Source organism: Curtobacterium sp. LFS084 (assembly GCF_047977705.1).
Classification (GTDB): Bacteria; Actinomycetota; Actinomycetes; order Actinomycetales; family Microbacteriaceae; genus Curtobacterium.
Window position 1 is genome coordinate 99,488 of sequence record NZ_JBFPFM010000007.1, and the last position, 24,019, is coordinate 123,506.

A 24,019-nucleotide genomic window follows, 5' to 3' on the forward strand; every position below is an offset into this window, starting at 1 on the left:
GTCCTGTCGGTGTTTCCGCGGATCGGTCCGTCAGTCTCCGAGGACGGGTCGGAGCACCCCGTGCGAGATGTCGAGTTCCTCGATCCGGACGACCCGCGGCGGCGCGGCCTCGTCGGTCTCCTCGACGGCCAGCACCCGATCCCCGCGGAACGCCCGGACCCCGTCGCGCAGTCGGCACCAGGCGACGAGGTACCAGTCCTCCCCCTTGCCGACGTACCCGAGCGGCTCGACCGTGCGGTCGGTCTCGGTGCCGTTCGCGTCGCGGTACCGCATCCGCACCACGCGTCCGCCCGTGAGCGCACCCGCGAGGGCGACGGGTGCCGGGGTCCGGTCGCCCGCCTCGAGCAGGAGCACCCGTGCGGCGAGCCGGGCCGTCCGTCGGGCGTCGTCCTCGGCGAGGACCGCGGTGACCTTGCGCGCCGCGCTCCTGGCGGCATCGCGGAAGGGGCTCGCACCGAGGGTCCCGAGGCCGATCGCCACGGCGAGCGCCTCGTCCACGGTGAACCCGAGGGGCGGGAGCGTCGCACGGGCGTCGATGGTGTACCCGCCGGTGCGTCCCGGCTCGGACCAGATCGGCAGGCCGGCCTCCTGCAGCGCGCGCAGGTCCCGCTCGACGGTCCGGACGCTCACCCCGAAGTGCTCGGCCAGGCGACGAGCGCTCCGCCGGCCGGGTGCCGCCGCGCGCAGCTCCTCGACGAGCGCGTACAGGCGGTCGGTCCGGTTCACGACGCGACCCTAGCGCCCTGGACGCACCACGGGACGGGCCTGGAGGCGCGGTGCGGGCCGGCACCGCGCCTCCAGGCCCGTGGACGGTCGCGTCTCAGGAACGCGACAGGCGCGTCACCGTCGCGTGCGCGCCGTCCGCGATCAGCCCGTCGAGGGCGTCGCGGTAGGCCGCGACGAACCGCTCGTCGTCCACCAGGTCCCCGAACACCTGCCGGTTCCGGATGAAGGCGAGCCGGTCGTCCCGCTGGGTGAGCGCGATACGGTGCAGTTCGTCGGCCAGCCGGTCCACGATCCGGATCGGCTCGCCGGACTCGTCGGTGCCCTCGTCGTACCGCGCCCACGAGGCCACGATGCCCGCGGACAGGGTGACGGGTCGGTCGGCGGCGAGGTTCTCGCGCACCACCGGCAGCAGCCACTTCGGGATGCGGTCGCTCGACTCGGCGCAGAGGCGGGCGAGGGTGTCGCGGACCTCGGGGTTCTGGAACCGCTCGATGAGCGTCGCCTTGTAGTCGTCCAGGTCGATGCCGGGCATCGGGTGCAGGGTCGGCGTTCCCTCCTCGTCCATGTACCGGCGCAGGAAGGTCGCGATCGCCGGGTCCTGCGTGGCCTCGTGCGCGTAGCGGTACCCGGACAGGTACCCGAAGTAGCACAGGCCCTGGTGGCTGGCGTTGAGGAGTCGGAGCTTCATGAGCTCGTACGGCTCGACGTCGTCGACGATCTGGACGTCGGCCTGCTCGTACGGCGGGCGGCCTGCCGGGTGGTCGTCCTCGAGCACCCACTGGAAGAACGGTTCGGCGACGACCGGCCAGGCGTCCTCGATGCCGAGTTCGTCGCGGACCCAGGCGCGGTCCTCGTCGGCGGTGACCGGGGTGATCCGGTCGACCATCGAGTTCGGGAACGAGACGTGCTCGTCCATCCAGTCGGCGAACGCCGGGTCCTGCAGCCGGGCGTAGGCGGTGAACATCTCGCGGGCGACGTGCCCGTTCCCCTGGATGTTGTCGCAGGACATCACGGTGAAGGGCTCCAGCCCGCGGTCCCGCCGGCGCCGCAGGGCTTCGACGACGAGTCCGAACACGGTGTGCGGCGGGCCGTCGCCGCGCAGGTCGGCCGCGACGCCCGGCTCGTCCGCGACGAACGCTCCGGTGACGTGGTCGAAGTTGTAGCCGCCCTCGGTGATGGTCAGGCTGACGATCCTGGTGTCGGGGTGCGCCATCTTCTCGACGACGGCGTCGGGGTCGTCGACGGCGAGCAGGTAGTCGACGATGCTGCCGATCACGCGGGACTCGCGGGTGCCGTCGGCGTGCTTGAGGACGAGCGTGTACAGCCCGCCCTGCTCGGCCATCGCCGTGGCCATCCTGCGGTCCTGCTCGAGGACGCCGACGCCGCAGATGCCGTACTCGCGGCCCTCGCCCCGCTGGAGCAGCCGGTCGATCACCATCGCCTGGTGCGCCCGGTGGAAGCCGCCGACGCCGAAGTGCACGATGCCGGCCGTGATCCCGTCGCGGTCGTAGGTCGGGACGGCCACACCGCTCGCAGCGATCTCGTCGAGGGTCTCCGGGGACAGGCGGACGGGCATCGGTACTCCTTCGTACGGCGGAGGTGCTCGGCCCAGTCAACCACGTGCACATCTGTTCAGAACCACGGTTCCCGCCGGGGTACGTACCTGAAGATGCTCTCCACGTCGTTGCACCGAGTGCATCGATGCACCTAGTGTCGTGGCCGTGACCCTGTCGATCGACCGCCGTGCTGCCCTCAAGGCGAAGCACCGTGCGGCGATCCTGCAGGCGGCTCGCGACCTCATCGACGAGCGCGGCGGCCGCGAGTTCAGCGTCGACGACCTCGCGTCCCGGGCCGACATCGCCCGCCGGACGGTCTTCAACCACTTCGGGTCCCTCGACGAGGTCCTGCTGGCCGTCTGCGAACAGGAGCTCTCGGTCATCATCGACCGCTTCCTCGCCGACATGGCGAAGACCCCGGTCGGCGACGGCAGCCGCTCGTCGATGTTCGACGAGCTCGAGTCCGCCGCGCGCGGTGCCGACCTGGCGCCCGCGATCGCCGGGATGTACCGGATCCTCGGCGACCCCGGCAAGGACGACCCCAAGGCCGCGGTGCTCACCCAGACCGCCTTCGCACGGGTCACCGAACGGCTCCGTGACGAGGTCGCCCGACGCCACCCGGCCGCCGACGCACTCGACGCCGCACTCCTCGTCGAGTCCCTGATGAGCGGGATCGTCGTGATCGCCGACCACTGGCTCACGACGACCGGACCCCGCCTCGACCCGGACGCGATCGACGCCTGGGACGCCCTGCTCGCACGACTCGTGCACAGCGTCCGCAGCGGCTACATGGCCGACGACTGACACCTCCCTCCCCAGGGGTCCACCGGCGCACCCCGCACCACAGCAGCTGACAACGAAAGGATCGGGGCAACCGCATGGCCGGTCTCCTCTACCGTCTCGGACGGTTCTCCGCGCGACGCCACTGGCTCGTGATCATCGCCTGGATCGTGATCATGGGCATCGCCGGTGTCACGTACTCGCTGTTCGCCGGCACCATCTCGTCGTCGATCACGATCCCGAACACCAAGACGAGCCAGGTGCAGGACGAGCTCGCCGACAAGTTCCCGTCGGCGAACGGCGGCACCGGCACGATCGTCTTCGAGACGACGAACGGCAAGGCGTTCACGGACACCCAGAAGTCCGACGTCGCGGACTTCCTGCAGAAGGTCGAGCAGCTCGACGGCGTCAAGGGCGCCACGAGCGGCTTCGACACGCAGCAGCAGCTCGACGACCAGCGGCAGAAGATCGTCGACGGCCGCGAGCAGATCACCGACGGCCGTGCGCAGATCGAGAGCGGTCAGAAGGAGCTCGACGCGCAGCAGTCGCAGTTGGCGTCCGGCAAGGAGCAGATCGCCAGCGCGCAGGCCCAGCTGAACGCGCAGAAGGCCCAGGCCGAGGCAGCCGGAGCCGCCGCCGCGGCCGCCGCCCAGACGCAGCTCGCGCAGGCGCAGGCACAGATCGACGCGCAGCAGCAGCAGATCACCTCGGGTGAGCAGCAGCTCGAGGCCGCGCAGCAGCAGATCGACGCCAACACGAAGAAGCTCGACGCGAGCGAGCAGGAGCTCGAACAGGGCTCGAAGCTCCTCGACCTGTCGAAGGACATCCGCTTCGTGTCGTCGAACGGCAGCGCCGTCATCGGCACCGTGCAGTTCACGAAGTCGACCTACGAGGTCCCGGCCGACACGAAGACCCAGATCGCGGACGACGCCGAGGCGGCCGACATCAGCGGCGTCGACGTGTACGTCTCGAACGACATCGCCCAGGGCGTCCCGTCGATCCTCGGTCCGGGCGAGATCGGCGGCGTGATCATCGCCGCCATCGTGCTGTTCCTGATGCTCCGCACGATCATCGGCGCGGCCGTCCCGCTCGTCTCCGCCGTGCTCGGCGTCGGCGTCGCGTCCCTCGCGGCCCTGTCGTTCTCGAGCCTCGTCGAGTTCATCTCGGTCACGCCGGTGCTGGGGGTGATGCTCGGCCTGGCGGTCGGCATCGACTACTCGCTCTTCATCCTCAACCGACACCGGACGCAGCTGAAGCAGGGCATGGGCGTGCACGAGTCCATCGGGCTCGCGAACGGCACCTCCGGCAACGCCGTGGTCTTCGCCGGCGCGACCGTCATCGTCGCGCTCCTCGCCCTGAACATCACGGGCATCCCGTTCCTCGGACTCATGGGCACCGTCGGCGCGGTCGCGGTCTTCTTCGCGATCCTCATCGCGACCTCCTTCACCCCGGCGCTGCTGTCGCTCATCGGCATGCGGATCCTCCGGAAGAAGGAGCGCGCGAAGATCGGCAACACCGACTCGACCCGGGTGCCGAACAAGCCGATGTCGACCTGGCGCGCGGTCATCACGCTCGTCGCCGGCGTCGCGGTGCTCGGCACGATCGCGCTCCCCGCCACGCAGATGCGCCTCGGCCTGCCGACCGGTGCGTCCGAGTCGGTCGACTCCAGCCAGTACAAGGCCTACAAGGCGCTCGACAGCGAGTTCGGCGCCGGGCAGAACGGCCCGCTCCTCGTCGTCGCGACCCTGCCGGACGCGGTCAGCAAGGACGACGTCACCGCGACCGAGGTCACCATCGGCGAGGCGATCGCGAAGAACGACGACGTCACGGCCGTCCTGCCGATCGGCGCCTCGAAGGACCGTGACATCATCGCGTTCCAGGTGAAGCCCGCCGGCGGTCCGGACAGCGTCTCCACCGAGACCCTCGTCAGGGACCTCCGCGAGCAGACCGTCTCCACCGACGACGGCAAGGTCACGCTCGGCGTCGCCGGCAACGCGTCCGCGAACATCGACGTCTCCGAGAAGCTCTCGAACGTGCTGCCGCTCTACCTCGTGGTGGTCGTCGGGCTCTCGCTCATCATCCTCATCATCGTGTTCCGGTCGTTCCTCGTCCCGATCACCGCGACGGCCGGCTTCATCCTGTCCGTCCTGGCTTCGTTCGGTGGCCTGACTGCGATCTACCAGTGGGGCTGGCTCGGCAGCGTGTTCGGGGTGCACGACCCCGCACCGATCCTGAGCTTCCTGCCCATCATCGAGATCGGCATCCTGTTCGGACTCGCGATGGACTACCAGCTCTTCCTGGTGTCGGGCATGCGCGAGGCGTACGCCCACGGCGCGAGCGCGAAGGTCGCGGTCCAGCGCGGACTGCACGCCGGTCGCGCGGTGGTCACGGCGGCCGCGATCATCATGATCTCGGTGTTCGCGGGCTTCATCTTCTCGGACTCCTCGACCATCAAGCCGATCGGCTTCGGGCTGGCGTTCGGCGTGCTCATCGACGCCTTCGTCGTCCGCATGCTGCTCATCCCGGCCGCGATGCACCTGCTCGGCGAGAGCGCGTGGTGGTTCCCGAAGTGGCTCGACCGGATCGTGCCGGACGTCGACGTCGAGGGCGCGAAGCTCGAGCGGTCGCACCCGACCGGCGGGCGCGAGAGCACCCACACCGGTTCGCACGCGCTGCCGGTGGAGCCGGATGCGAACGCGCACGAGTCGGGGCACCCGCCGGCGCACCGCGCCTAGTCACGGCGCGACCACCCAGGAGGCGCGGGTCGACCCACACGGGTCGGCCCGCGCCTCCTGTGCGTCGCGGCCGGCGCCCGTCTGCCGAGCCGGAACGACATCGCCGATGTCGCACGACAGCGACGATGTCGTCACTCCGCGCGTGCAACAGTTGCGTCCGCCCACGAGCGACAGGACCGATGTCGTACGACGCCGACGATGTCGCAGGTTGCACGCGCGCCCCCCTCTCACGCAACCAGCCCCGCACCGCCCACTCGTTCGCGCACGAACGGTACAGTGGACGGATGACCGAGACCGACGTCGACCCGCTCGCCCTCGACCGCCAGCTCTGCTTCGCGCTCGCGGCCACGAGCCGGAGCGTCATCGGGCTCTACCGCGACCTGCTCGAGCCCATGGGCCTGACGCACCCGCAGTACCTCGTGATGCTCACCCTGTGGGAGCAGGACCCGCGATCGGTGCGCGAGATCGCCCGCGAACTCCGCCTCGACTCCGCGACCCTGAGCCCGCTGCTCAAGCGCCTCGAGGCGTCCGGGTACGTCCGCCGCATCCGGAGCACCACGGACGAGCGCCAGCTCGAGGTCTCCCTCACCGTCGCCGGGCGCTCCCTGCGCGAACAGGCCCGGGCGGTCCCCCTCGCAGTCGCCGACCGCCTCGACTGGCCGCTGGAACGCCTCGAAGCACTGAAGGACGAGCTCACCGAGCTGCTCGAGCGCGTCGACGCAGTGTGACCGATCCCGGGATCGGCGATGTGCTCCGCAGCCGTTCGTGGCACAATGGTTCGTGTACGAACGAAAGGGATGACCATGGGTCGCTTCGGGCAGTGGTACGAACGGTGGAACAGCACCCTCATCGCCAAGATGGGTCCGTCGCAGATCGGCGCCGGGCACCCCGAGGGCATCGACGACCGCACCGTCGACCGCGGTTGCCCGATCTGCGGCCAGCCCCTCTCGCTGCACCAGGTGATCCGACCCGAGGGCCAGGTGCGCTCGTCGACGCTCGTGTGCCCCAGATCCTGACGATCCGCACGGAGCGGGAATTGCACACGGCAACACCTCGTTCCATCCCCGCGTGAAGCTCTTCGAACCCGCCGAACTCGGCGCACTCCCCCTGTCGAACCGCATCGTCATGGCGCCCCTCACGCGCACCCGCGCGGGCGAGCACGGCATCCCGAACGACCTGCTCGTGGAGCACTACGCCCAGCGCGCCGGCCTCGGCCTCATCGTCACCGAGGGCACCTGGCCCGTGCAGGAAGGCCGCTCCTACCCCGGCCAGCCCGGCATCGAGACCGACGAGCAGATCGCCGGCTGGCGCCGCGTGGCCGACGCCGTGCACGCCGAGGGCGGCCGCATCGTGATGCAGCTCATGCACGGTGGCCGCGTCTCCCACACCGCCATCTCCGCCACCCCGCGCATCGTTGCGCCGTCGGCGATCGCCGCTCCGGGGCAGACCCACCTGCCGGACGGCTCGAAGGCCGACATGCCCGTCCCGCACGCCCTGACCACCGACGAGGTCCACGAGGCCGTGCAGGGCTTCGTCCGCGCCGCCCGCAACGCGATCGCCGCCGGACTCGACGGCGTCGAGGTGCACGGGGCGAACGGCTACCTCGTGCACGAGTTCATGTCGGCAGCGTCCAACACCCGCACCGACGAGTACGGCGGCTCGGCCGAGAACCGCGCGCGCTTCGCGATCGAGGTCACCACGGCCGTCGCCGAGGCCATCGGCGCCGACCGCACCGGCATCCGCCTGTCGCCCGAGCACGGGATCCAGGGTGTCCTCGAGAGCGACCCCGAGGACGTCCGCGCGGTCTACACCGCCATCGCCGAGGGCCTCGCACCGCTCGGTCTCGCCTTCGTCGACGTCCTGCACGCCGAGCCGACCGGCGACCTCGTGCAGCACATCCGTCGCACGGCGGGCGCTCCGCTCGTCGCCAACTCCGGCTTCAGCGCGCTGACGACCCGCGACGAGGCGATCTCCCTCGTCGAGGGCGGTCACGCAGACGCCGTCGGGGTCGGTCGTGCGGCGATCGCGAACCCGGACCTCGCGTACCGCTGGGAGCAGGACACCGAGCTGAACGAGCCGCGTCCCGAGTTCTTCTACGGCGCGACGGCCGAGGGCTACACCGACTACCCGACGCTGGCCGAGGCGCGCGCGCAGGCCGCGTAGTCGACGCGGCTGCGTGACGGACGGGAGGCGCGGTGCCAGCTGGCATCGCGCCTCCCGTCCGTCCGTCCGCGACGAGCGCGCGGCGGAACGACGAAGGCCCCGTCGCGGTGCGACGGGGCCTTCGATCGGATCGGTGGTGCTGTGCGCTCGAAGGGACTCGAACCCCCAACCTTCTGTTCTGTAGTTCGCGGTCGACACAACCCGCGCAGTGACCCCAATGTGACGCCGATCCGCCGTCGTCCCCCGGCCGCCGCGCCGCTGCCAAAGGTCGCGTAGGGCCACGCCGCGCCGGGTCGCGAACCGAGCGCGATCCGCGCACCGAGGACAGGATTCGTTTGCAGATATGCAACAGTCGTTGCCCGCAATGCGAACGATCCGCGAATCCTGGGGCCTGGCAATCCTCGGATTCCTGGCCGCGCAGCAGGCGGCCGGACTCCCCCGCATCACGATCTACATCCGCCGTCAACACCTCGAGCACCTTGCCCGCAGGATCGGAACACCGACACCGTGGGCCGTCACGGCCGACAGGCTGGTGACATGGGCCGGTTCTCAACCATGGGCGAGCGAGACACGACGCGGACGCCGCACGACCTTCCGCGGATTCTGGTTGTGGGCGGGCGAGGCCGGTCACACGACGACGAACCCGGCTGCAACGCTGCCCCGGGTCAACCCGCCGTACCGCTGCCGCTCCCCAGCCCCGATACCGTCTTCCACGTCGCCAAGCGCCGCGGTGACGAGCGCGAACGGCTCATGATGCGCCTCGCGGCCGACTGCGGAATGCGGCGCGCTGAGATCGCTGTCGCGCACTCCGACGACGTGTACGGAGACATACTCGGGTGGACGCTCGTCGTGCACAGCAAGGGTGGCAGGCGCCGCAACGTGTCGCTGACGAGGGGGCTTGCCACCGTCCTTCGCGACCAGCCCCACGGATTCTTCTTCCCGGGCGATGAGGACAGGCACCTGTCGCCGCGCTGGGTGGGCAAGCTCATTATCGGGCTCTTAGACGCCGACTAAGATCCACTCGCTGCGGCACCGCTCCGCATCCCGCGCTCACCGCGTGAACCGCGTGAACCGCGTGAACCGCGTGAACCACGTGAACCGCGTGAACCGCGATCTTGCCGTCGTGCGATACCTGCTCGGGCACGCATCCCCCGTAACGACGCGCGTATACGTCGCTACCGACGATGCGGATCGGCGTCGCACGATCGACGCAATCGCCTCGTAGAACCTCCGTCAGTGAATTCTCCGGCCGGCATTCGATGGTCTCGAGGTGCCGGAAATCCGATCGCCCAGTCGCTGCCGCCAACTCCGCCGATCCGGGTCCACGAGATCCTGTGTGTACCAATGTTGTGTGCTCGAGCGCTTCCATCGAACGCGCATGAATATTGCCCCCTCCGTTGGGAAGGTGTAAGCAAGACTGTCACCAGCGGCGACTCGGTTAGCACGGGCGAGCGTGTCTCCCAGGTCGTCGTCCGGCATGCTCCAATACACGAGGTTCACCTGCACCTCCTCGGCATCCTCACCCGTGTTGTTGAAGACTCGATGTGTTTCTCCGCGCATCGTGCCCTCCCGACCCCAGATGGGCTTGTAGCGCGAAGCGCGGCGCTTATCAATCTGCGGGATGATCAGAGCGGCGATTGCGATCAGCGTGGTGACCAGCCACCGAATGAAGTCCGCGTCCCAGTGCACGGGCCCGAGCCTATTCGAGTCCGGTCCGTGACAGCGAGTCGGGCTGCTCGCTGTCCTCGACGATCTCCGTTGGACGCGCCTCCAACATCACAAAGGCGTCCCAGACCGCTTCACCCGGCAGAACCCGGACCACCGTCGTCCAGCGTGTCGGTCCGGTGACCCCGGTATAGGTCACGCTCAGTGCAGTGATCTCTTCGGGAGTCCTGACCGCTCCGGGCATCGGCACACGTTGCTGCACGCCACTCGTCCCGAAAGACAGCCCTCGAGAGGTGAGAGTCATGCCATTCATCGGTGTGAGTTGCATCGCGGTGGACCACACGCCGGATCGCTGCCATCGCAGCTCCACACTGCCGGCCTTGTGAATAGAGGTGTTCTCAAGGACAAAGAACCACTCGTCTTTCCGATTGCCGACGTAGAGATTGAAAGCGGGTTTGGCTGCGTAGCTCAGGGCACGAACAGACTGCCGTGCTGCGAATGCGGACTCACGCGCCGATCTTCCGCTGACGAGCGCCGACCCAAGCGACGCCAAAGCCGCCACGGCAGTTGCAACTCCGGCGACGGCGGTGATCCTCTTCGTGTCGATTGGCACGAAAGCCGTCAGGAAAATCACGAGGGCCACGCCGACGAGCACGATGGTGGTAATGACGCCCGCATTTCGCTTCACGCTGCGACACTACACACGACCGCGTCGCAGGCATCGCTGCGTCAGGTGAGCGCGTCGGACGGTTCCCACGTCCGATCGTCGGGATACCCCCCCCGCTGCTCGATTCGGGCAGCTCGTCGTCGGTATCGTCCGATTCCGCCAGCGCAGCCGACTTCGGGAGCGATCCAACATGCACGCGCGTCAGCCACCGATTCACAACCGGGATTGCCGTGAGCTTCGACAGGGTCGTGGCAATCGCGACCACGAACGCGAATGCCCCCGTTAGCGCGCGAGCCACGACGGCGGCAGGATGTCGCGCGGCGCACTTGCGGCGCGACGGCGGTGAGCACGGCGACCGAGCTTCCGAGGCCGACGGCGATCGCAAGCGGCGTCTGCAGCACGGTTCGCATCGCCCGCTGACCGGTGCACCAGATGGGGCCAACGGCGACGGCACGCTCGTGAACGCCCATCACTTGCCCGCCCCGGACGCGACGTTCATCGCGGCGTTGTACTGACCGGACCAGAGGTCGATCTGCGCGGGCAGCGTGATCCCCCAGAAGGCGTCCTCCGCGTGCCGGACGTCGGCCTCTTCGCGCAGGTTCGTGTCGTGGTTGTTCTTCACCTCGTGCTTGACGAGGCCGAGGTTGGACGCGATCTGCCGGACGCGGTTGACAAACTCGCGGATTCGCAGCGCGACGTTCAGCCCGACGACGAGCGTGATCGCGATGCCGGTGACGATGGACGACACCCGCGCCACGGCTTCCGCCCAGCTCACGAGCACTTCGCCGGGGAACACGGTGCCGGCGAAGTACACGACGTCGGCGGACATGCCGCCCTCGACGTCAATTTTGATCACGCCGCCGCTAAGTCCGCTCGGCTGGGATTTGGCAGACCGGATGCGGAAGGCGCTGCGCGTCTCGAACGTCAGCAACGTCGAGATGGCCAAATACCTCGGGGTGTCCCGGAACTCGGTCAGCGGTTGGATCAACGGGATCTACGAACCACGGCTGGCGTTGCCGCGCCTCTTCGCGACGCGGACGGGTGTGCCGTTCGGGTGGCGGACAACGGGGAAGCCCCATCGTCACCTGACGGTTACGACGGGGCTTCCCTTAGTGTCTCGACACAGTGTGCGCTCGAAGGGACTCGAACCCCCAACCTTCTGATCCGTAGTCAGATGCTCTATCCATTGAGCTACGAGCGCGTGGCCTTGCGGCCGTGGAAGACTCTACAACAGCTGCGGCTCGGGCGCCAATCGAGGCCGCCCGAGCGCCCCCGTCGGCGTGTCGGCCTCAATGCGCGGCGAGCTCCTCGTCGAAGACCTCGGCGAGGAACACCTCGAGCGCACGCCACGAGCGGCGGTCGGCGCGTGCCTGGTACTGGGCACCGTGGTCCGGCGCGTCCGTCCCGGGCACCGCGAAGGCGTGCATGGCGCCGGCGTAGCTCACGAGCTGCCAGTCGACCTCGGGCACTGCACGCATCTCGTCCTCCCACGCGACGACGGTCTCGTCGGGGACGACCGGGTCGGATGCGCCGGTGAGCACCAGCAGCTTCGCGCGGATCGCGGACGCGTCGGAGGGGTCGTGCACGATGAGGCCACCGTGGAACGACACCGCGCCGACGAGGTCGGCTCCGGTGCGTGCGAGTTCGAGGGCCGCGGATCCCCCGAAGCAGTACCCCATCACGACGACCTTGGTCGGGTCGACGTCGGGGTCCTCGAGCAGACGGTCGAGGCCGGCCTGCACGCGGGCGCGCATGAGCGGGAGGTCCTGGTAGTACGACCCGGCGACCTCCGCAGCCGTGTCGTCGCCCGGCCGGACGCCCTCGCCGTAGACGTCGGCGCCGAACGCCACGTACCCGAGCCGGGCGAGCATCGTCACGCGGGCCTCGACGTGCTCGTTCACGCCGTGCCAGTCGTGCACGACGAGGACGGCCGGGCGTCGGCCCGCGATCGCGGCGTCCTTCGCCAGCACGCCGAGCAGCGCGGTGCCCTCGTGGTCGTAGCGGACGGGGTCGACGCGCACGTCGGCTCCGGCGGGTTCGGGAACGGTCTGCAGGACGTCGTCGATCGTGGTCACGCCTCGGAACCTACGCCGCGCGGACCGTCAGCAGTCGATGTTGTCCCAGGAAGCGGGCCCCTCGGAGCCCGCGGCGTAGTCGTCCAGCGGTGTCTTCCCGCTGCGCCATGCCTGCAGGAACGGCTCGACGACCTTCCAGCCCTGCACGGCGCTGTCCCCGCGGACGGAGAGGGTCGCGTCGCCCTCGAGCACGCCGGCCAGCACCTCACCGTAGGCGCTCAGCCGTCCGGGGTTGAAGGTGACGTCGAGGCTCGTGTGGTCGATCGAGTACGGGTCGCCGGCCCCGTTCACGTTCAGCTCGAGCTGCATCTCGTCGGGGGCGATCCAGATCCGGAGCCGGTCCGGCAGTTCGGCGCCGGTGAGGCCGACGGGCACGTGCGGCGAGTCCTTGAAGGTGATGACGATCTCGCGGCGCTGCGCGGCGAGGGCCTTGCCGGAGCGGAGTGTGAACGGCACGCCGGCCCAGCGCCAGTTCGCGATCTCGAGGGTGAGCTGTGCGAGCGTCTCGGTGCCGAGGTCCGGGTCCACGCCGTCCTCGTCGGTGTACGACGGCAGCGAGCGGTCGCCGATCGTCCCCGCGATGTACCGGGCACGCTTGCCGGCCGCGACGACGTCGCCGCCCCAGGGCCGGACGGCACGGAGCACGAGCTCCTTCTGGGTGCGCAGGTCGTCCGCGTCGATCGAGGCGGGTGCCTCCATCGCGACCACGGCCATCACCTGCAGCAGGTGGCTCTGGATCATGTCGACGAGCGCGCCCGCCTTGTCGTAGTAGCGCGCACGCCCCTCGAGGCCGAGCGTCTCGTCGTAGACGATGTCGACGCGGGCGACGTGCGCGGACGACAGCAGCGGTTCGATGATGCGGTTCGCGAACCGCAGGCCGAGCAGGTTCAGGACGGTGGAGCGGCCGAGGAAGTGGTCGACACGGTGGATCCGCTCCTCCGGGAGGAACGAGTGCAGGACGTCGTTCAGGTGCTCGGCGCTCTCGGCGTCGGTGCCGAACGGCTTCTCGAGCGCCAGGCGAGTCCCCGACGGCAGGTCGAGGTCCTTCAGCACCTCGCAGCTCTTCTCGGTCACGGCGGGCGGCAGCGCGAAGTAGATCGCGGGGTCGTGCTCGCACACGCCGAGCAGGGCGCGCAGGTCGTCCGCGTCGGTGACGTCGGCCTTGCGGTAGCTCGACGCGTCGATGACGTCGAGGAGTCGCTTGCTGAGGTGCTCGCCACCGTCGCCAGCCCCCTCGTCCTCCTCGTTCTTCGACGCCTGCGCGTTCTCGAAGGACGTCCGGACCTGCGCCTTCCAGTCGGCGTCCGAGATGTCCTCCACACCGGCGCCGACGAGCTGGACGTCCCAGTCGTCCTTCACCTCGAGGAGCGTGGCGAGGCCCGGCAGCAGCAGTCGCTTGGACAGGTCGCCGCTGGCACCGAGGATGAGCAGGGAGGTCTGGAGGCTCGACATGCCCCAGAACGTACTCACGCGTTCCGGCGTGTGGCCGGGAGTCGTCGGTACGGTGGGTCCAGTCCGGCGCGAGGGAGCACCATGAGCAGTGGGTACGGAGAGCGACGCCTGCGCGTCGCCGTGGTCGGGACCGGCATGATCGCCGGGGTCCACGCGCGGGCTGCCCGCGCGGCCGGGGCCGAGGTCCTCGGCGTGCTCGGCCGGAGTCCGTCCCGTTCCGAGCAGGTCGCCGCGCAGCTCGACCTCCCCCGTGGCTACGCGTCGCTCGACGAGGTGATCGCGGACGCTCCGGACGTCGTGCACGTCTGCACGCCGAACGACCAGCACCACCCGCAGGCGCTCGCGGTCGTCTCCGCCGGCATCAACGTGGTCTGCGAGAAGCCGCTCGCGATGGACACCGCCGAGGCCGACGAACTGGTCGAGGCCGCTCGTCGGGCCGGTGTCGTCGCGACCGTGCCGTTCGTGTACCGCTACCACCCGATCATCCGCGAGATCCGCGGTCGCATCGCCGACGGCGACCTCGGACGACTCCTCGCCGTGCACGGCCACTACCTGCAGGACTGGATGCTCGACGAGGACGCGTCCTCGTGGCGGGTCGACGCGGGGTCCGGCGGCCTCTCGCGGGCGTTCGCCGACATCGGGTCGCACTGGTGCGACCTGGTCGAGTTCGTCACGGGTGAGCGGTTCGCGTCGGTGTCCGCGGCGACCGACATCGTCTACCCGACCAGGCCGGCGGCGTCCGGTCCGTCGTTCTCCGGCTCCCCCGATCCCGACCCGGTCGCCGACGCCTCGCAGCGCGCCGAGGTGACGACCGAGGACACCGCCGTCGCGACCTTCCGGACCGGCGCCGGGCGCATCGGCAACGTGGTCATCTCGCAGGTCGCGTCCGGTCGGAAGAACCGGCTGTGGTTCGAGGTGGACGGCACCCGCGGGTCCGCCGCCTTCGACCAGGAACAGCCGGAGTCGGCGTGGTTCGGCAACGAGCGGGGTGCGCAGATCGTCGTGCGGGACCCGTCGCTCGGTGTCCCGGACCAGCGCCGGCTGGCGGTCGTACCGGCCGGGCACCCGCAGGGCTACCTCGACGCGTTCGCCGCGTTCGTCGCGGACACGTACGAGGCGGTCCGGAGCGGGCCCGACCCGGAGGGCTGGCCGGACGGGCTCCCGACGTTCGCGGACGGGGCCCGGGCCGCGCACGTCATCGACGCCGTGGTCGGCAGCGCTGCCGACGGCACGTGGCGGGAGATCCCGTGACGAGCGGGACGTCGGACGCCTGACGCCCGACGCCCGAGGCGCGACGCCTCCAGCGGCGTGCGGCCCGCGTGTTGCGTGTGTGAACACCACGTGACGTGTTGCGGCACACCCTGGCGCGTCGCTGTACGAGTTCATAGGTTCGTGGGCGATGAACGCTCACACCTCCTCGCGCCGACGACGGCGCCTCGTCGGTGGCGCAGCACTCGCCACCGCCGGCGTGCTCGTCGCCCTGTCCGTCCCGTCCGCCGCGCTGGCCGCCGACGGGGACACCACGATCGACCTCTACGACGTCAACGACTTCCACGGCCGCATCGCGCAGTCCATCAGCACGCCGCCCCGCGACGGCGACGCCGCGGGCGCGGCCGTGCTCGCCGGGGCGCTCGACGAGCTCCGGGGCGACGACCCCACGACGAGCGCGTTCGTGAGCGCGGGCGACAACATCGGCGGCTCGACCTTCGAGTCCTTCATCCAGGACGACCAGCCGACGATCGACGTGCTGAACCAGATGGACCTGTCGGTCAGCGCGATCGGCAACCACGAGCTCGACAAGGGCCAGGACGACCTGCGCGACCGCGTGATCGGCGGCCAGGGCGAGGGCGTGCGCAAGGCCGAGTGGGACTACGTCTCCGCGAACATCCTGGACAAGGCAACCGGCGAGCCCGCCTTCGCCCCCTACGCCATCGAGGAGATCAGCGGCAAGCGCGTCGGCTTCATCGGCGCCACGGTCGACCTCGTCGGGCAGGGCCTCGTGAGCCCGGACGGCATCCAGGGGCTCGAGATGGGCGACATCACGACCGAGGTGAACAAGGTCGCGGCCGACCTCACCGACGGCGTCGCCGGCAACGGAGAGGCCGACGTCCTCGTCCTGCTCGTGCACGACGGCGCCGAGAGCAGCGCCGCGACGGACCTCGACGGCGACTCCGAGTTCGCGAAGGCCGTGCGGGGCGTGGACCCGCGAGTCTCCGCCATCCTGTCCGCCCACACGCACCAGACGTACGTGCACTGGGTCGCCCCGACGGGGAGCGACGTCGAGCGTCCGGTGATCCAGACCGGTTCGTACGGCTTCAACCTCGGGCACGTGCAGCTGCAGGTCGCGGCCGACGGCACGGTCACCCCGTCCGTGGCCGAGAACATCCGGCTCGTCGACGGCACCTTCACGCCGGACGCCGACGTGCAGGCCACCGTCTCCGCTGCCGTGGCCGAGGCCGACGAGCTCGGTGCCGTCGAGCTCGGCACGGTCGACCGGGACCTCAAGCGCGCCGTCCAGTCGAACGGTTCGGAGAACCGCGGCGGCGAGTCCACCATGGGCAACTTCGTCGCCGAGGTGCAGCGCGCCGCGACCACCCGACAGGGCTCGCAACTCGCGTTCATGAACCCCGGCGGCCTCCGCGCGGACATCGCCTCGGGCGCGGTCACCTACAAGGAGGCCGCGGTCGTCCAGCCGTTCGCCAACACCCTCGTGGTCCTCGACCTGACGGGCGCGCAGATCCGCCAGGCGCTCGAGGAGCAGTGGCAGCCGACCGGGTCGAGCCGGCCGTTCCTCAAGCTCGGCGCCTCGGACGGCTTCGGGTACACCTACGACCCGGACGCAGCCGCGGGCTCGCACGTCACGACGATGACCCTCGACGGGAAGCCGATCGTGGCCGACACGACGTACAAGGTCACGGTCAACTCGTTCCTCGCCGGGGGCGGCGACAACTTCGCGGCGTTCACGCGGGCAGCGTCGAAGCAGGACAGCGGGACGGTCGACCTCGAGGCACAGGTCGAGTACTTCCGGGCCAACCCATCGGTGGTCGTCGCGGACGACCAGCGCTCGACCGGCGTCCGGACGACCGCGACGCCCGACGGTGGGTTCCAGCCGGGCGACCGGGTCACCATCGAGCTCTCCTCGCTGACGTTCAGCAACGAACCCGACCAGGGCGGCACCGTCACGGTCAGCGCGGGTGGGGAGGAACTCGACCGCGCGGCGATCGACACGACGATCATCGACACCACGGACGAGCAGGGACGGGCGACCCTGTCGTTCCTCGTCCCCGGCGCGACCGCGACCCCCGCGACCGCGCTCGGCCGGGCAGCCGCGACGACCACCCTCGCCGCAGCCGTCGCCCCGGCGGCCACGACCGACGAGCCGCTCGTCGTCACGCTGCCGGACGGGCAGACGATCACGCTCGCGGTGACGATCCCGGTCGCCGCAGCCGTCGACCCGACGGACCCGACGGACCCGACCGATCCCACCGACCCCGGCACCCCTGGGACCCCGGGAGCGGGCGGCGGAACGGGTGGCACGGTCGGTGGCGACACCGATGGTGACGGCATCGTCGACGGCGCGGTCCCGGCGAACGCCGGCGGCGCGCTCGCCTTCACCGGCGCCGACATCGTGGCCCCGGCCGTCGCGGCGGGCCTGCTGCTCCTCGCGGGTCTCGCGGCACTGGCGCTCGTCCGCCGGAAGCGCACCGAGCCGGAGGCGACGGACCTGACGGACTGACGCCGCGCCTCCCGGCCATCGTGCGGGTCGTCCCACCCACGTGGGACGGCCCGCTCTCGTCGGTCCAGGAGGCACGGTTCCGGCCCGCAGGACCGACACACGGTCCGCGGGCGGCCGGGACAACGTGTCCCATCACGGTGGTTCCCCGCTGGACCGGCGATCTGCGGGGTACGCTCAGCCCTGTCGCATCGCGACGCGTCGCGCTGGGTCGCCTCTCATCCCGGACGGTGGTTCCGACCGGGGGACTCCGCGACGCGGGTGCTCTCCGTCTCCAGGGAAACGACGGAGGGCACCCATCTCACGTCGTCAGCGGAAGAGCTGCTCGCCGATGTACGAGCCCTTGCGCGGCGCCGGAGGGACGGCGAACACCGCGCTCCCGATGTGCGACACGTACTCGTTCAGCCGGTCCGACGCGCCGAGCTTCCGCTGCAGCGTCGTGAAGTGCACGGGGTCGTTCATGTACGCGGCGAAGAGCAGCCCGGCGTCGAGCTGGCCGTACTGGTTCAGCCCGTCCGTGTAGTTGTAGCCGCGACGGAGGATCTTGACGCCGCCGTTCGCCTCGTGCGCGGCGAGTGCGATGTGCGACTTCGGGTCGATCTTGGTCGTGCCGTCCCGGTGCGCGGCGCCGAAGTCCGGCGTGGTGTGCTCGGATCCGCCCGAGAGCGGAGCGCCCTCGATCTTCGTGCGTCCGAACACGCGCTGCTGGTCGCTGACGACGTCCGCGTCCCAGATCTCGATGTTCATCCGGATCTTCCGCACCACCTGGTACGTCCCGCCCCGCATCCACCCGGCGCCGGGACCCGGTTCGTCGAGCCAGACGAAGCGGTCGTAGTCCTCGTCGGTGGTGATGTTGCGGGTGCCGTCCTTGAAGCCCATCAGGTTGCGGGGCGTCGACTGGTCCGGACCGGCCGAGGCCCGGCCGAAGCCGAGCACCGTCCACCGGACGGTCGCGGTGCCCCTGGCCATCCGGGCGAGGTCGCGGACCGCGTGGTACGCCACCTGCGGGTCGTCCGCGCAGGCCTGCAGGGACAGGTCCCCACCGGTGAGGCCGGCGTCGAGGTTGTCGCTCGGCAGGGTCGGGATCGCGGCGAGGTGCTCCGGTCGCTTCGACGCCAGGCCGAACCGCTCGTCGAAGATCCCCGGGCCGAGGCCGACCGTGACGGTCAGGGACGCGGGACCGAGGTCGAGCGCCTCCCCCGTGTCCGCGCCGACGCCGTCGCCGTGCGCGGGTTCGACGCTGCCGACGGTCTTGCCGGCCTGCAGCTGCGCGATCGACGCCGACCACCTGGCGAGGAGCACCTGCAGGTCGGTCGTCACGGTCGACGACAGGTCGAACGTCATGAAGACGCAGTAGCGCTGCGGCGCGGTCCGGACACCGCCCTGCGGCTGCCGCGCGGCGGTCGCGTAGAACGGGTGGCTCTGGGAGAGGTCGATCGACTCGTCGCCGTTCGTCGCCGCGGTGAACGGGTTCACCCCGGTCGCGGCGGTCGCCCCGGCCACCCCAGCCGCCGCGCCGATGCCGGCTCCGGCCGCCGCGACGCCCGCGGTCACGCCGGCGCCGAAGAGCCCGCGCCGGGACAGCGAAGCGGGGCCCGGCTGGTCGCGGGGCTGCTCGTCGAGCGTGGTCGTCACGTCGTTCGGGGTCGTCGCATCGTGCGGGGTCGTCGCGTCGTGCGGGGTCGTCGCGTCGTGCGGGGTCGTCACGCCGTGGCGACCTTCTCGGCGAGGCGGGACAGCGGGTCCTGCAGCGCCTGGACCTGCTGCGAGATGGTGTTCGCGTCGGACGCCTCGGTGGCGGCGTCCCACGTGGCGAACCCGCCCAGGTCGTCGGCGTCGCGGTAGCCGTCCATGAGCGTGTTCGTCCGGTCGAACTGCGTCGCGATCTGCTTCGTCAGCGTCGGGTCGAGCTTCGTCAGGCCGGGCTTGAGGTACGCGAACGCCTGGCGGGCACCCTCCACGTTGGCGGCGAGGTCGACGAGGTCGATGTGGCTGTACGCCTCCTCCTCGCCGGTGATCTTGTTCGACTGGACCTCCTCGAGCAGGCCGGCGGCACCGTTCGCGAGGTCCTCCGGCTTGTAGTCGAGGGTCGGCACGAGCTTCGCGAGCAGCTGCACGTTCTCGGTCAGGTCAGCGGCGGTCTTCTTGGTCGACGCGGTGATGGCGCCGGCCTGGAACAGGTCCTTCTCGACCGCGTGGAACCCGCTCCACCCGACGGCCGGGTCGAGGTTCGAGGCCCGCATGTCGATGAGGTAGTCGAGGTTGCCGGCGTTGTCGGTGGCCTTGTAGCCCTTCTTCACGAAGCCGTCGACGTCGCTCTCGACGTGCTCGTAGAACGGACGGGCGTTCGCGTAGTCGGTCTTCGCGGCGGCGAGGTCGCCCGCGTCGACGTCCTTCTGCAGCTGCTCGACCGCGGCGACCATGTCGGTGACCTGCCCGTCGACGTACTCGGCGTAGCCCTTCGTGCCCTCGTCGAGCAGGGTCGCGGCGCTGCTGTTCGCCGTCGAGGTCACCTTGCCGGTGACGGTGAAGTCGGTGAGCTCTCGGTCGGCCCCGGGGCAGTACACCTGGTACTTGCCGCCGCTGAGCGTGGCGGTGAACGTCACGGCGGCCAGCCCGGGCGCGAGGTTCTCCTTCTCGCCGAGGATCCGCTGGTCCTGCAGCAGCTCGACCTCGGTGATCGCGGTCGACGACTCGTTCTTGACGGTGAACGTGACCGGCCCGGCGGGGACCTTCGTGGTCGACACGGCGCACGTGTCGGATCCGTCGTTCGTCAGCGTGACCGAGACGCGGGACACCGTGCCGGAGCTGCTCGCACCGGCACCGGCCGTCGTGGACGAGTTCGCGCAGCCGGTCAGGGCGAGGGCGGTGACGACGCCCAGGGCGCCGAGGGTGGTCAGGGGGCGGGCAGTCCTACCGAACGGCATACTCAGGGCTCCTCGTGGGGTCGTCCGCGGGTGGGCCGCGCGACGGGTCGGTTTCGGGGGTGTGGGTCGTGGGGGCCGGCCGGCGACGGCGGTCGCGGAGCGCGAGCAACGCCTGGGCCGCGGCGGCGACGCCGAGGGCGATCGGCAGCCAGGCCTTCCAGAGCAGCAGCTCGGCGGAGCGCGTGTCCGCGGCCGCCACCGCGGTGGCGGCCTGCTGGACGCGGGCGTCCGGCACGGACCAGACCCCGCGGTCCAGGGTCGTGGTGCGAGCGGACGGGAGGCCCCCACCGGCGATCGTGAGCACCGTGCGTTCGGTGCGGCTCGCGTCCAGGACCCCACCCCGGACCGTCCACAGGGTGACGGTGTCGCGGACCACCCAGCGGGCCGTGAACGGCCCGGGGTTCGTGCTCGGCGAGACCCCGACGGGGACGCGCCCGAACAGGTCGACCAGATCGTCGAGCGTCAGGCTCGACGGCCGCTGCGCGGCCGACCCGTCCTCGGTCCGCCGCCAGCGGTCAGCGGTCACGCCCGCGCGGGTGACGCTCCGGTGGGTCGACGCCGGGAAGGCGACCCGCGCCTCCTGGCCCGTGCCGCTGGTGCGCATGGTCGCGGTCGCCCCGTCGACCTGTGCGGTGACGGAACCGGCGCCGCCCGTGACGGCGGTCGTGTGCGGCAGGTCGACGCTGCCCGTGGGGACGGCGATCGCGAGCGTCGCGGCGGCGACGGCGAGGACGGCGGCCACGGCGGTCCGGACGGCCGGCACCCGGGTGCGGGACGGACGCCAGGCGCGCGGCCACAGCGAGATCGCGAGGACGGGGACGACGTAGAGCACCCAGCCGAGGACCTCGATGACCCGGGGGTCCGGCGGGATGCCGAGGACGCCGGTGACGAGGGCGCCCTGCACGGACCCGTTCGGCGCGAGCCAGCCGAGGTCGACCGTGCGCTGCTGCCCGATGACGATCCAACCGGCCTCGTGCGCGCGGCGGAGCACGGTCAGCACGAGCCCGCCGGCGACGAACACGAGGAAGATCCCGGTGCCGGTGAAGAACTTCGACAGGTTCAGTCGGACACCGCCGGTGTAGATGCCGTACCCGACGACGACGGCGCCCGCGATGCCGATCACCGCACCGAGTGCCGCGAGCCCGGTGTCGGACGAGGCCTGGAACGTCGCCAGCAGGAAGACCGCGGTCTCGAAGCCCTCCTTGAGGACGGCGAGGAAGGCCATGCCGGCGAGTGCCCAGGCGGTGCCGCGGCCGAGCGCCGCGGTCGCACTCGCCTCGAGCTCCGTCGTGAGGCTCCGCGCGTGCGAGCGCATCCAGACGATCATCCCCGTGACGAAGACGACGGCGACGATGCCGATGATCGCCTCCATGCCCTCCTGCTGGGCCTGGGGCAGGGCCTGCTCGACGACCTGCAGGCCGAAGCCGACGGCGACGCTGAGCACCACGGCGACCCCGACGCCGAGCCACATGGGGGCGAGGGGGACGCGGTTGCGACGGAGGAACGCGGCGATGATGCCGACGATGAGGGTCGCTTCGAGGCCTTCGCGGAGGCCGATGACGAGAGTGGCGAGCATGACGAAGGTGAGGCTAACCTAACCGCGGTCCGGCTCGCCAGTCGTCCGGCGTGGGGTTTGATGGTTCTCATGAACCTGCTGTCGGTCGATGGCCTGGCGTCGGTCACGAACGTGCTCGACCTCGCCGGGGTGTTCGCGTCGGCGCTGCTCGGCGGTTCGCTCGCCCGGACGATGGACTTCGACCTCTTCGGCTTCCTGGTCGTCGGGTTCGTCTCTGGCCTCGGCGGCGGCATGCTCCGGGACACCCTGCTGCAGAACGGGCCGCCCGTCGCGCTCGTCGACCCCCTGTACGCGCCGGTCGCGATCGCCGGTGCGCTCATCGCCTTCTTCGTGTCGTTCTCGGAGCTGACCTGGGACCGGCTGTTCACCGTGCTCGACGCCGCGGTCATCGGCTTCTGGTCGGTCGTCGGGGTGCAGCGGACGTTCGACGCCGGGCTCGACTGGCCGGCCGCGATCATCATGGGCACGATCACGGCGGTGGGTGGCGGTGCGATGCGGGACCTGCTGCTCCGTCGGGTCCCCGCCGTGTTCGGCGGCAACGCGCTCTACGCCACCGTGGCCGTCGCCGCGTCCGCCGTGATGGTCGTCGCGTCCCACCTCGGGTCCCCGTCGATCGGGATCATCGCCGCGATCGTCCTCTCCCTCGGGCTGCGCTGGGGTGCCGTCCGACGGGGGTGGGGCCTGCCGAACGGTCGCGACTGGCAGCCGAAGTCCACCCTCGGCTCCCTGCTCCAGCGGGGTCGGAAGCTTCGTCCGGAGGCCATCCGACTGCTCCGACGACCGGGCCGACGGTCCGGCGCGGGGAGCGTGCACCACGAGAACGAGTCGGGGTCCGGGTCCGGCTCCGGGTTCGGGTTCGAATCCGGACCCGGGTCGGGGTCCGGGTCCGGGTTCGAATCCGGACCCGGGTCGGGGTCCGGGCCCGGGTCCGGGTCCGGGTCCGGGTCCGGGTCCGGGTCCGGGTCCGTCGAACCGTCGGACGGCTGAACGCGCCGAGGGGGCTGTCATCTGTCGGTCCTCGGTCGTACAATCGGTACCGCCGGGTATCGACCCGGCGTCCATGGTCCGCTGGAGCACCGACGCGACCCGAACGCGCCGGTTCCGAACGGACCTGTGGTTGGGGGCTTCGCTGATGCCGCGCGGGATCAGACGCGCGGCGCGGCAGGTCTCCCGACGCACCCTGCCTCCAGCACAATGGTCGTGACCCACCCTCACGCCAGCCCGACGAAGCCGGACCCGACGGATCACGGCGGGCCCCGTCGAATCAGGAACCGATGAGCGACGACGCCGATCCCAGCTCCTCCGTCACCGGGCCGCCCACGCCCCGCACCCCACGAGCCGAGGTGCGCGAGCGCCTGCTGGTCGCCGGCGCCCAGGTCTTCGCCGAGCAGGGCGTTCACGAGGCCCGGCTCGACGAGATCGCCGCCCGCGCGGGGTTCAGCAAGGGTGCCGTCTACTCGAACTTCTCGTCGAAGGAAGACCTCGTCGCCGAGGTCATGCAGCGCCAGACGAACCTCGTGCTCGGCTCGCTGCGGGAACTCGTGCGTGCGGACATCGCAGCCGTGGACATCGGCGACGTCGTCCGGGCAGCGTTCGGCCGGCACGACCAGACCGCGCAGTTCGCCCTGCTCTCGGAGTTCCGCGGGTACGCGATGCGCCGACCCGAGTTCCTGCCCGAGTTCGTGCGCCAGCGGCGGGAGCTGCAGGACGGGGTGCTCGAGCTCGTGGAGCTGTGGTTCGGGGCGCACCCGGAGATCGATGCCGGGATGCCGCTGGCGGACTTCGCCCGGGTGCTCATCGGGGCGAACGTGGGGATCGTGTTCGACTCGGCGGCGCTGCCCGGGGTGAACCCGGGCGAGGTCGTCGCGGCCCTCGTCGAGGCGGTCGTGCGCCAGCGCTAGCGCGCCGCGCGCGCCGCGGCGCGGCGCGGCGCGCGGCGGCGCAACGGTAGCGCCGTGCGCCAG

21 protein-coding genes and 1 tRNA gene are annotated in these 24,019 nt (G+C 70.8%); 11 read left to right on the top strand and 11 right to left on the bottom strand.

What is annotated here, in order from left to right; genetic code table 11:
• Nucleotides 1-30: 30 nt before the first annotated feature.
• Together ACNQOV_RS06610 and ACNQOV_RS06615 are read right to left on the bottom strand one after the other, a co-directional pair.
• Complete coding sequence (locus ACNQOV_RS06610; RefSeq protein ID WP_416393874.1) at nt 31-726, bottom strand: helix-turn-helix transcriptional regulator; 696 nt, start codon at nt 724-726, stop codon at nt 31-33.
• Between the two features lie 94 nt (nt 727-820).
• Nucleotides 821-2,302 (bottom strand): mannitol dehydrogenase family protein, encoded by a 1,482-nt coding sequence (locus tag ACNQOV_RS06615; RefSeq protein ID WP_416393875.1) that lies wholly within the window; start codon nt 2,300-2,302, stop codon nt 821-823.
• 145 nt (nt 2,303-2,447) lie between these two features.
• Here ACNQOV_RS06615 and ACNQOV_RS06620 point away from each other — a divergent pair, with 145 nt between their 5' ends.
• From ACNQOV_RS06620 to ACNQOV_RS06645, 6 genes are all read left to right on the top strand, one after another.
• Nucleotides 2,448-3,086 carry a TetR/AcrR family transcriptional regulator gene (locus ACNQOV_RS06620; protein ID WP_402267397.1) on the top strand — a complete coding sequence of 213 codons (639 nt, stop codon included), beginning with the start codon at nt 2,448-2,450 and terminating at the stop codon, nt 3,084-3,086.
• 74 nt (nt 3,087-3,160) lie between these two features.
• Entirely contained in the window at nt 3,161-5,797 is a 2,637-nt protein-coding gene (locus tag ACNQOV_RS06625; RefSeq protein ID WP_416393876.1) for an MMPL family transporter, read from the top strand.
• Between the two features lie 284 nt (nt 5,798-6,081).
• Nucleotides 6,082-6,525, top strand: a complete 444-nt coding sequence (locus ACNQOV_RS06630; RefSeq protein ID WP_416393877.1) for a MarR family winged helix-turn-helix transcriptional regulator — start codon at nt 6,082-6,084, stop codon at nt 6,523-6,525.
• A 69-nt stretch (nt 6,526-6,594) separates the two neighbouring features.
• A complete protein-coding gene (locus tag ACNQOV_RS06635) occupies nt 6,595-6,813 on the top strand; it encodes a hypothetical protein (protein ID WP_416393878.1) in 219 nt (72 codons plus the stop codon).
• Nucleotides 6,814-6,865: 52 nt separating this feature from the next.
• Entirely contained in the window at nt 6,866-7,960 is a 1,095-nt protein-coding gene (locus ACNQOV_RS06640) for an alkene reductase (protein ID WP_416393879.1), read from the top strand.
• Between the two features lie 537 nt (nt 7,961-8,497).
• On the top strand, nt 8,498-8,974 hold the full coding sequence (locus ACNQOV_RS06645; RefSeq protein WP_416393880.1) for a hypothetical protein: 477 nt from the start codon (nt 8,498-8,500) through the stop codon (nt 8,972-8,974).
• A 219-nt stretch (nt 8,975-9,193) separates the two neighbouring features.
• On the opposite strand, the gene ACNQOV_RS06650 is transcribed toward ACNQOV_RS06645, so the two are convergent.
• The 3 genes from ACNQOV_RS06650 to ACNQOV_RS06660 all read right to left on the bottom strand — a co-directional run bounded on the left by ACNQOV_RS06650 (nt 9,194) and on the right by ACNQOV_RS06660 (nt 11,280).
• The gene (locus ACNQOV_RS06650; protein WP_416393881.1) at nt 9,194-9,649 is read right to left on the bottom strand and encodes a hypothetical protein; all 456 of its coding nucleotides are present in this window, start codon (nt 9,647-9,649) and stop codon (nt 9,194-9,196) included.
• A gap of 10 nt (nt 9,650-9,659) precedes the next feature.
• Complete coding sequence (locus ACNQOV_RS06655) at nt 9,660-10,313, bottom strand: hypothetical protein (RefSeq protein WP_416393882.1); 654 nt, start codon at nt 10,311-10,313, stop codon at nt 9,660-9,662.
• Nucleotides 10,314-10,761: 448 nt separating this feature from the next.
• Nucleotides 10,762-11,280 (bottom strand): hypothetical protein, encoded by a 519-nt coding sequence (locus tag ACNQOV_RS06660; protein ID WP_416393896.1) that lies wholly within the window; start codon nt 11,278-11,280, stop codon nt 10,762-10,764.
• On the opposite strand from ACNQOV_RS06660, the gene ACNQOV_RS06665 reads away from it, so the two are divergent.
• The gene (locus ACNQOV_RS06665; RefSeq protein WP_416393895.1) at nt 11,231-11,455 is read left to right on the top strand and encodes a helix-turn-helix domain-containing protein; all 225 of its coding nucleotides are present in this window, start codon (nt 11,231-11,233) and stop codon (nt 11,453-11,455) included. The genes ACNQOV_RS06660 and ACNQOV_RS06665 overlap by 50 nt on opposite strands.
• Here ACNQOV_RS06665 and ACNQOV_RS06670 read toward each other — a convergent pair.
• From ACNQOV_RS06670 to ACNQOV_RS06680, 3 genes are all read right to left on the bottom strand, one after another.
• Nucleotides 11,421-11,493, bottom strand: a tRNA-Arg gene (locus ACNQOV_RS06670). The two genes, ACNQOV_RS06665 and ACNQOV_RS06670, sit on opposite strands and share 35 nt — an antisense overlap.
• Nucleotides 11,494-11,581: 88 nt before the next feature.
• Nucleotides 11,582-12,367 carry a dienelactone hydrolase family protein gene (locus ACNQOV_RS06675; protein ID WP_416393883.1) on the bottom strand — a complete coding sequence of 262 codons (786 nt, stop codon included), beginning with the start codon at nt 12,365-12,367 and terminating at the stop codon, nt 11,582-11,584.
• A 27-nt stretch (nt 12,368-12,394) separates the two neighbouring features.
• Nucleotides 12,395-13,819, bottom strand: coding sequence for a glucose-6-phosphate dehydrogenase (locus ACNQOV_RS06680; protein ID WP_416393884.1), 1,425 nt, complete (start codon nt 13,817-13,819; stop codon nt 12,395-12,397).
• A gap of 81 nt (nt 13,820-13,900) precedes the next feature.
• Here ACNQOV_RS06680 and ACNQOV_RS06685 point away from each other — a divergent pair, with 81 nt between their 5' ends.
• Entirely contained in the window at nt 13,901-15,070 is a 1,170-nt protein-coding gene (locus tag ACNQOV_RS06685; protein ID WP_402267426.1) for a Gfo/Idh/MocA family protein, read from the top strand.
• 148 nt (nt 15,071-15,218) lie between these two features.
• Nucleotides 15,219-17,555 (top strand): bifunctional metallophosphatase/5'-nucleotidase, encoded by a 2,337-nt coding sequence (locus ACNQOV_RS06690; RefSeq protein WP_416393885.1) that lies wholly within the window; start codon nt 15,219-15,221, stop codon nt 17,553-17,555.
• Between the two features lie 306 nt (nt 17,556-17,861).
• On the opposite strand, the gene ACNQOV_RS06695 is transcribed toward ACNQOV_RS06690, so the two are convergent.
• From ACNQOV_RS06695 to efeU, 3 genes are read right to left on the bottom strand one after another with little or no spacing between them, the layout of a single operon-like run.
• On the bottom strand, nt 17,862-19,259 hold the full coding sequence (locus ACNQOV_RS06695) for a Dyp-type peroxidase (protein ID WP_416393886.1): 1,398 nt from the start codon (nt 19,257-19,259) through the stop codon (nt 17,862-17,864).
• Nucleotides 19,256-20,479 carry an iron uptake system protein EfeO gene (gene efeO / locus ACNQOV_RS06700; protein ID WP_416393887.1) on the bottom strand — a complete coding sequence of 408 codons (1,224 nt, stop codon included), beginning with the start codon at nt 20,477-20,479 and terminating at the stop codon, nt 19,256-19,258. Before efeO ends, ACNQOV_RS06695 begins: the two co-directional genes overlap by 4 nt.
• Nucleotides 20,466-22,055, bottom strand: a complete 1,590-nt coding sequence (gene efeU / locus ACNQOV_RS06705; protein WP_416393888.1) for an iron uptake transporter permease EfeU — start codon at nt 22,053-22,055, stop codon at nt 20,466-20,468. Before efeU ends, efeO begins: the two co-directional genes overlap by 14 nt.
• Nucleotides 22,056-22,124: 69 nt before the next feature.
• On the opposite strand from efeU, the gene ACNQOV_RS06710 reads away from it, so the two are divergent.
• Nucleotides 22,125-23,042, top strand: coding sequence for a trimeric intracellular cation channel family protein (locus tag ACNQOV_RS06710; RefSeq protein ID WP_416393889.1), 918 nt, complete (start codon nt 22,125-22,127; stop codon nt 23,040-23,042).
• A 287-nt stretch (nt 23,043-23,329) separates the two neighbouring features.
• On the top strand, nt 23,330-23,956 hold the full coding sequence (locus ACNQOV_RS06715; protein ID WP_416393890.1) for a TetR/AcrR family transcriptional regulator: 627 nt from the start codon (nt 23,330-23,332) through the stop codon (nt 23,954-23,956).
• Nucleotides 23,957-24,019 lie beyond the last annotated feature (63 nt).

Bases quoted from the DNA above. Each gene is read 5' to 3' on its own strand.
- ACNQOV_RS06665 (WP_416393895.1), top strand. From the start codon at position 11,231: ATGGCCAAATACCTCGGGGTGTCCCGGAACTCGGTCAGCGGTTGGATC.
- ACNQOV_RS06615 (WP_416393875.1), bottom strand. From the start codon at position 2,302: ATGCCCGTCCGCCTGTCCCCGGAGACCCTCGACGAGATCGCTGCGAGC.
- efeO (WP_416393887.1), bottom strand. From the start codon at position 20,479: ATGCCGTTCGGTAGGACTGCCCGCCCCCTGACCACCCTCGGCGCCCTG.
- ACNQOV_RS06680 (WP_416393884.1), bottom strand. From the start codon at position 13,819: ATGTCGAGCCTCCAGACCTCCCTGCTCATCCTCGGTGCCAGCGGCGAC.
- ACNQOV_RS06710 (WP_416393889.1), top strand. From the start codon at position 22,125: ATGAACCTGCTGTCGGTCGATGGCCTGGCGTCGGTCACGAACGTGCTC.
- ACNQOV_RS06690 (WP_416393885.1), top strand. From the start codon at position 15,219: ATGAACGCTCACACCTCCTCGCGCCGACGACGGCGCCTCGTCGGTGGC.
- ACNQOV_RS06685 (WP_402267426.1), top strand. From the start codon at position 13,901: ATGAGCAGTGGGTACGGAGAGCGACGCCTGCGCGTCGCCGTGGTCGGG.
- ACNQOV_RS06645 (WP_416393880.1), top strand. From the start codon at position 8,498: ATGGGCCGGTTCTCAACCATGGGCGAGCGAGACACGACGCGGACGCCG.
- ACNQOV_RS06635 (WP_416393878.1), top strand. From the start codon at position 6,595: ATGACCATGGGTCGCTTCGGGCAGTGGTACGAACGGTGGAACAGCACC.
- efeU (WP_416393888.1), bottom strand. From the start codon at position 22,055: ATGCTCGCCACTCTCGTCATCGGCCTCCGCGAAGGCCTCGAAGCGACC.
- ACNQOV_RS06625 (WP_416393876.1), top strand. From the start codon at position 3,161: ATGGCCGGTCTCCTCTACCGTCTCGGACGGTTCTCCGCGCGACGCCAC.
- ACNQOV_RS06630 (WP_416393877.1), top strand. From the start codon at position 6,082: ATGACCGAGACCGACGTCGACCCGCTCGCCCTCGACCGCCAGCTCTGC.
- ACNQOV_RS06715 (WP_416393890.1), top strand. From the start codon at position 23,330: ATGAGCGACGACGCCGATCCCAGCTCCTCCGTCACCGGGCCGCCCACG.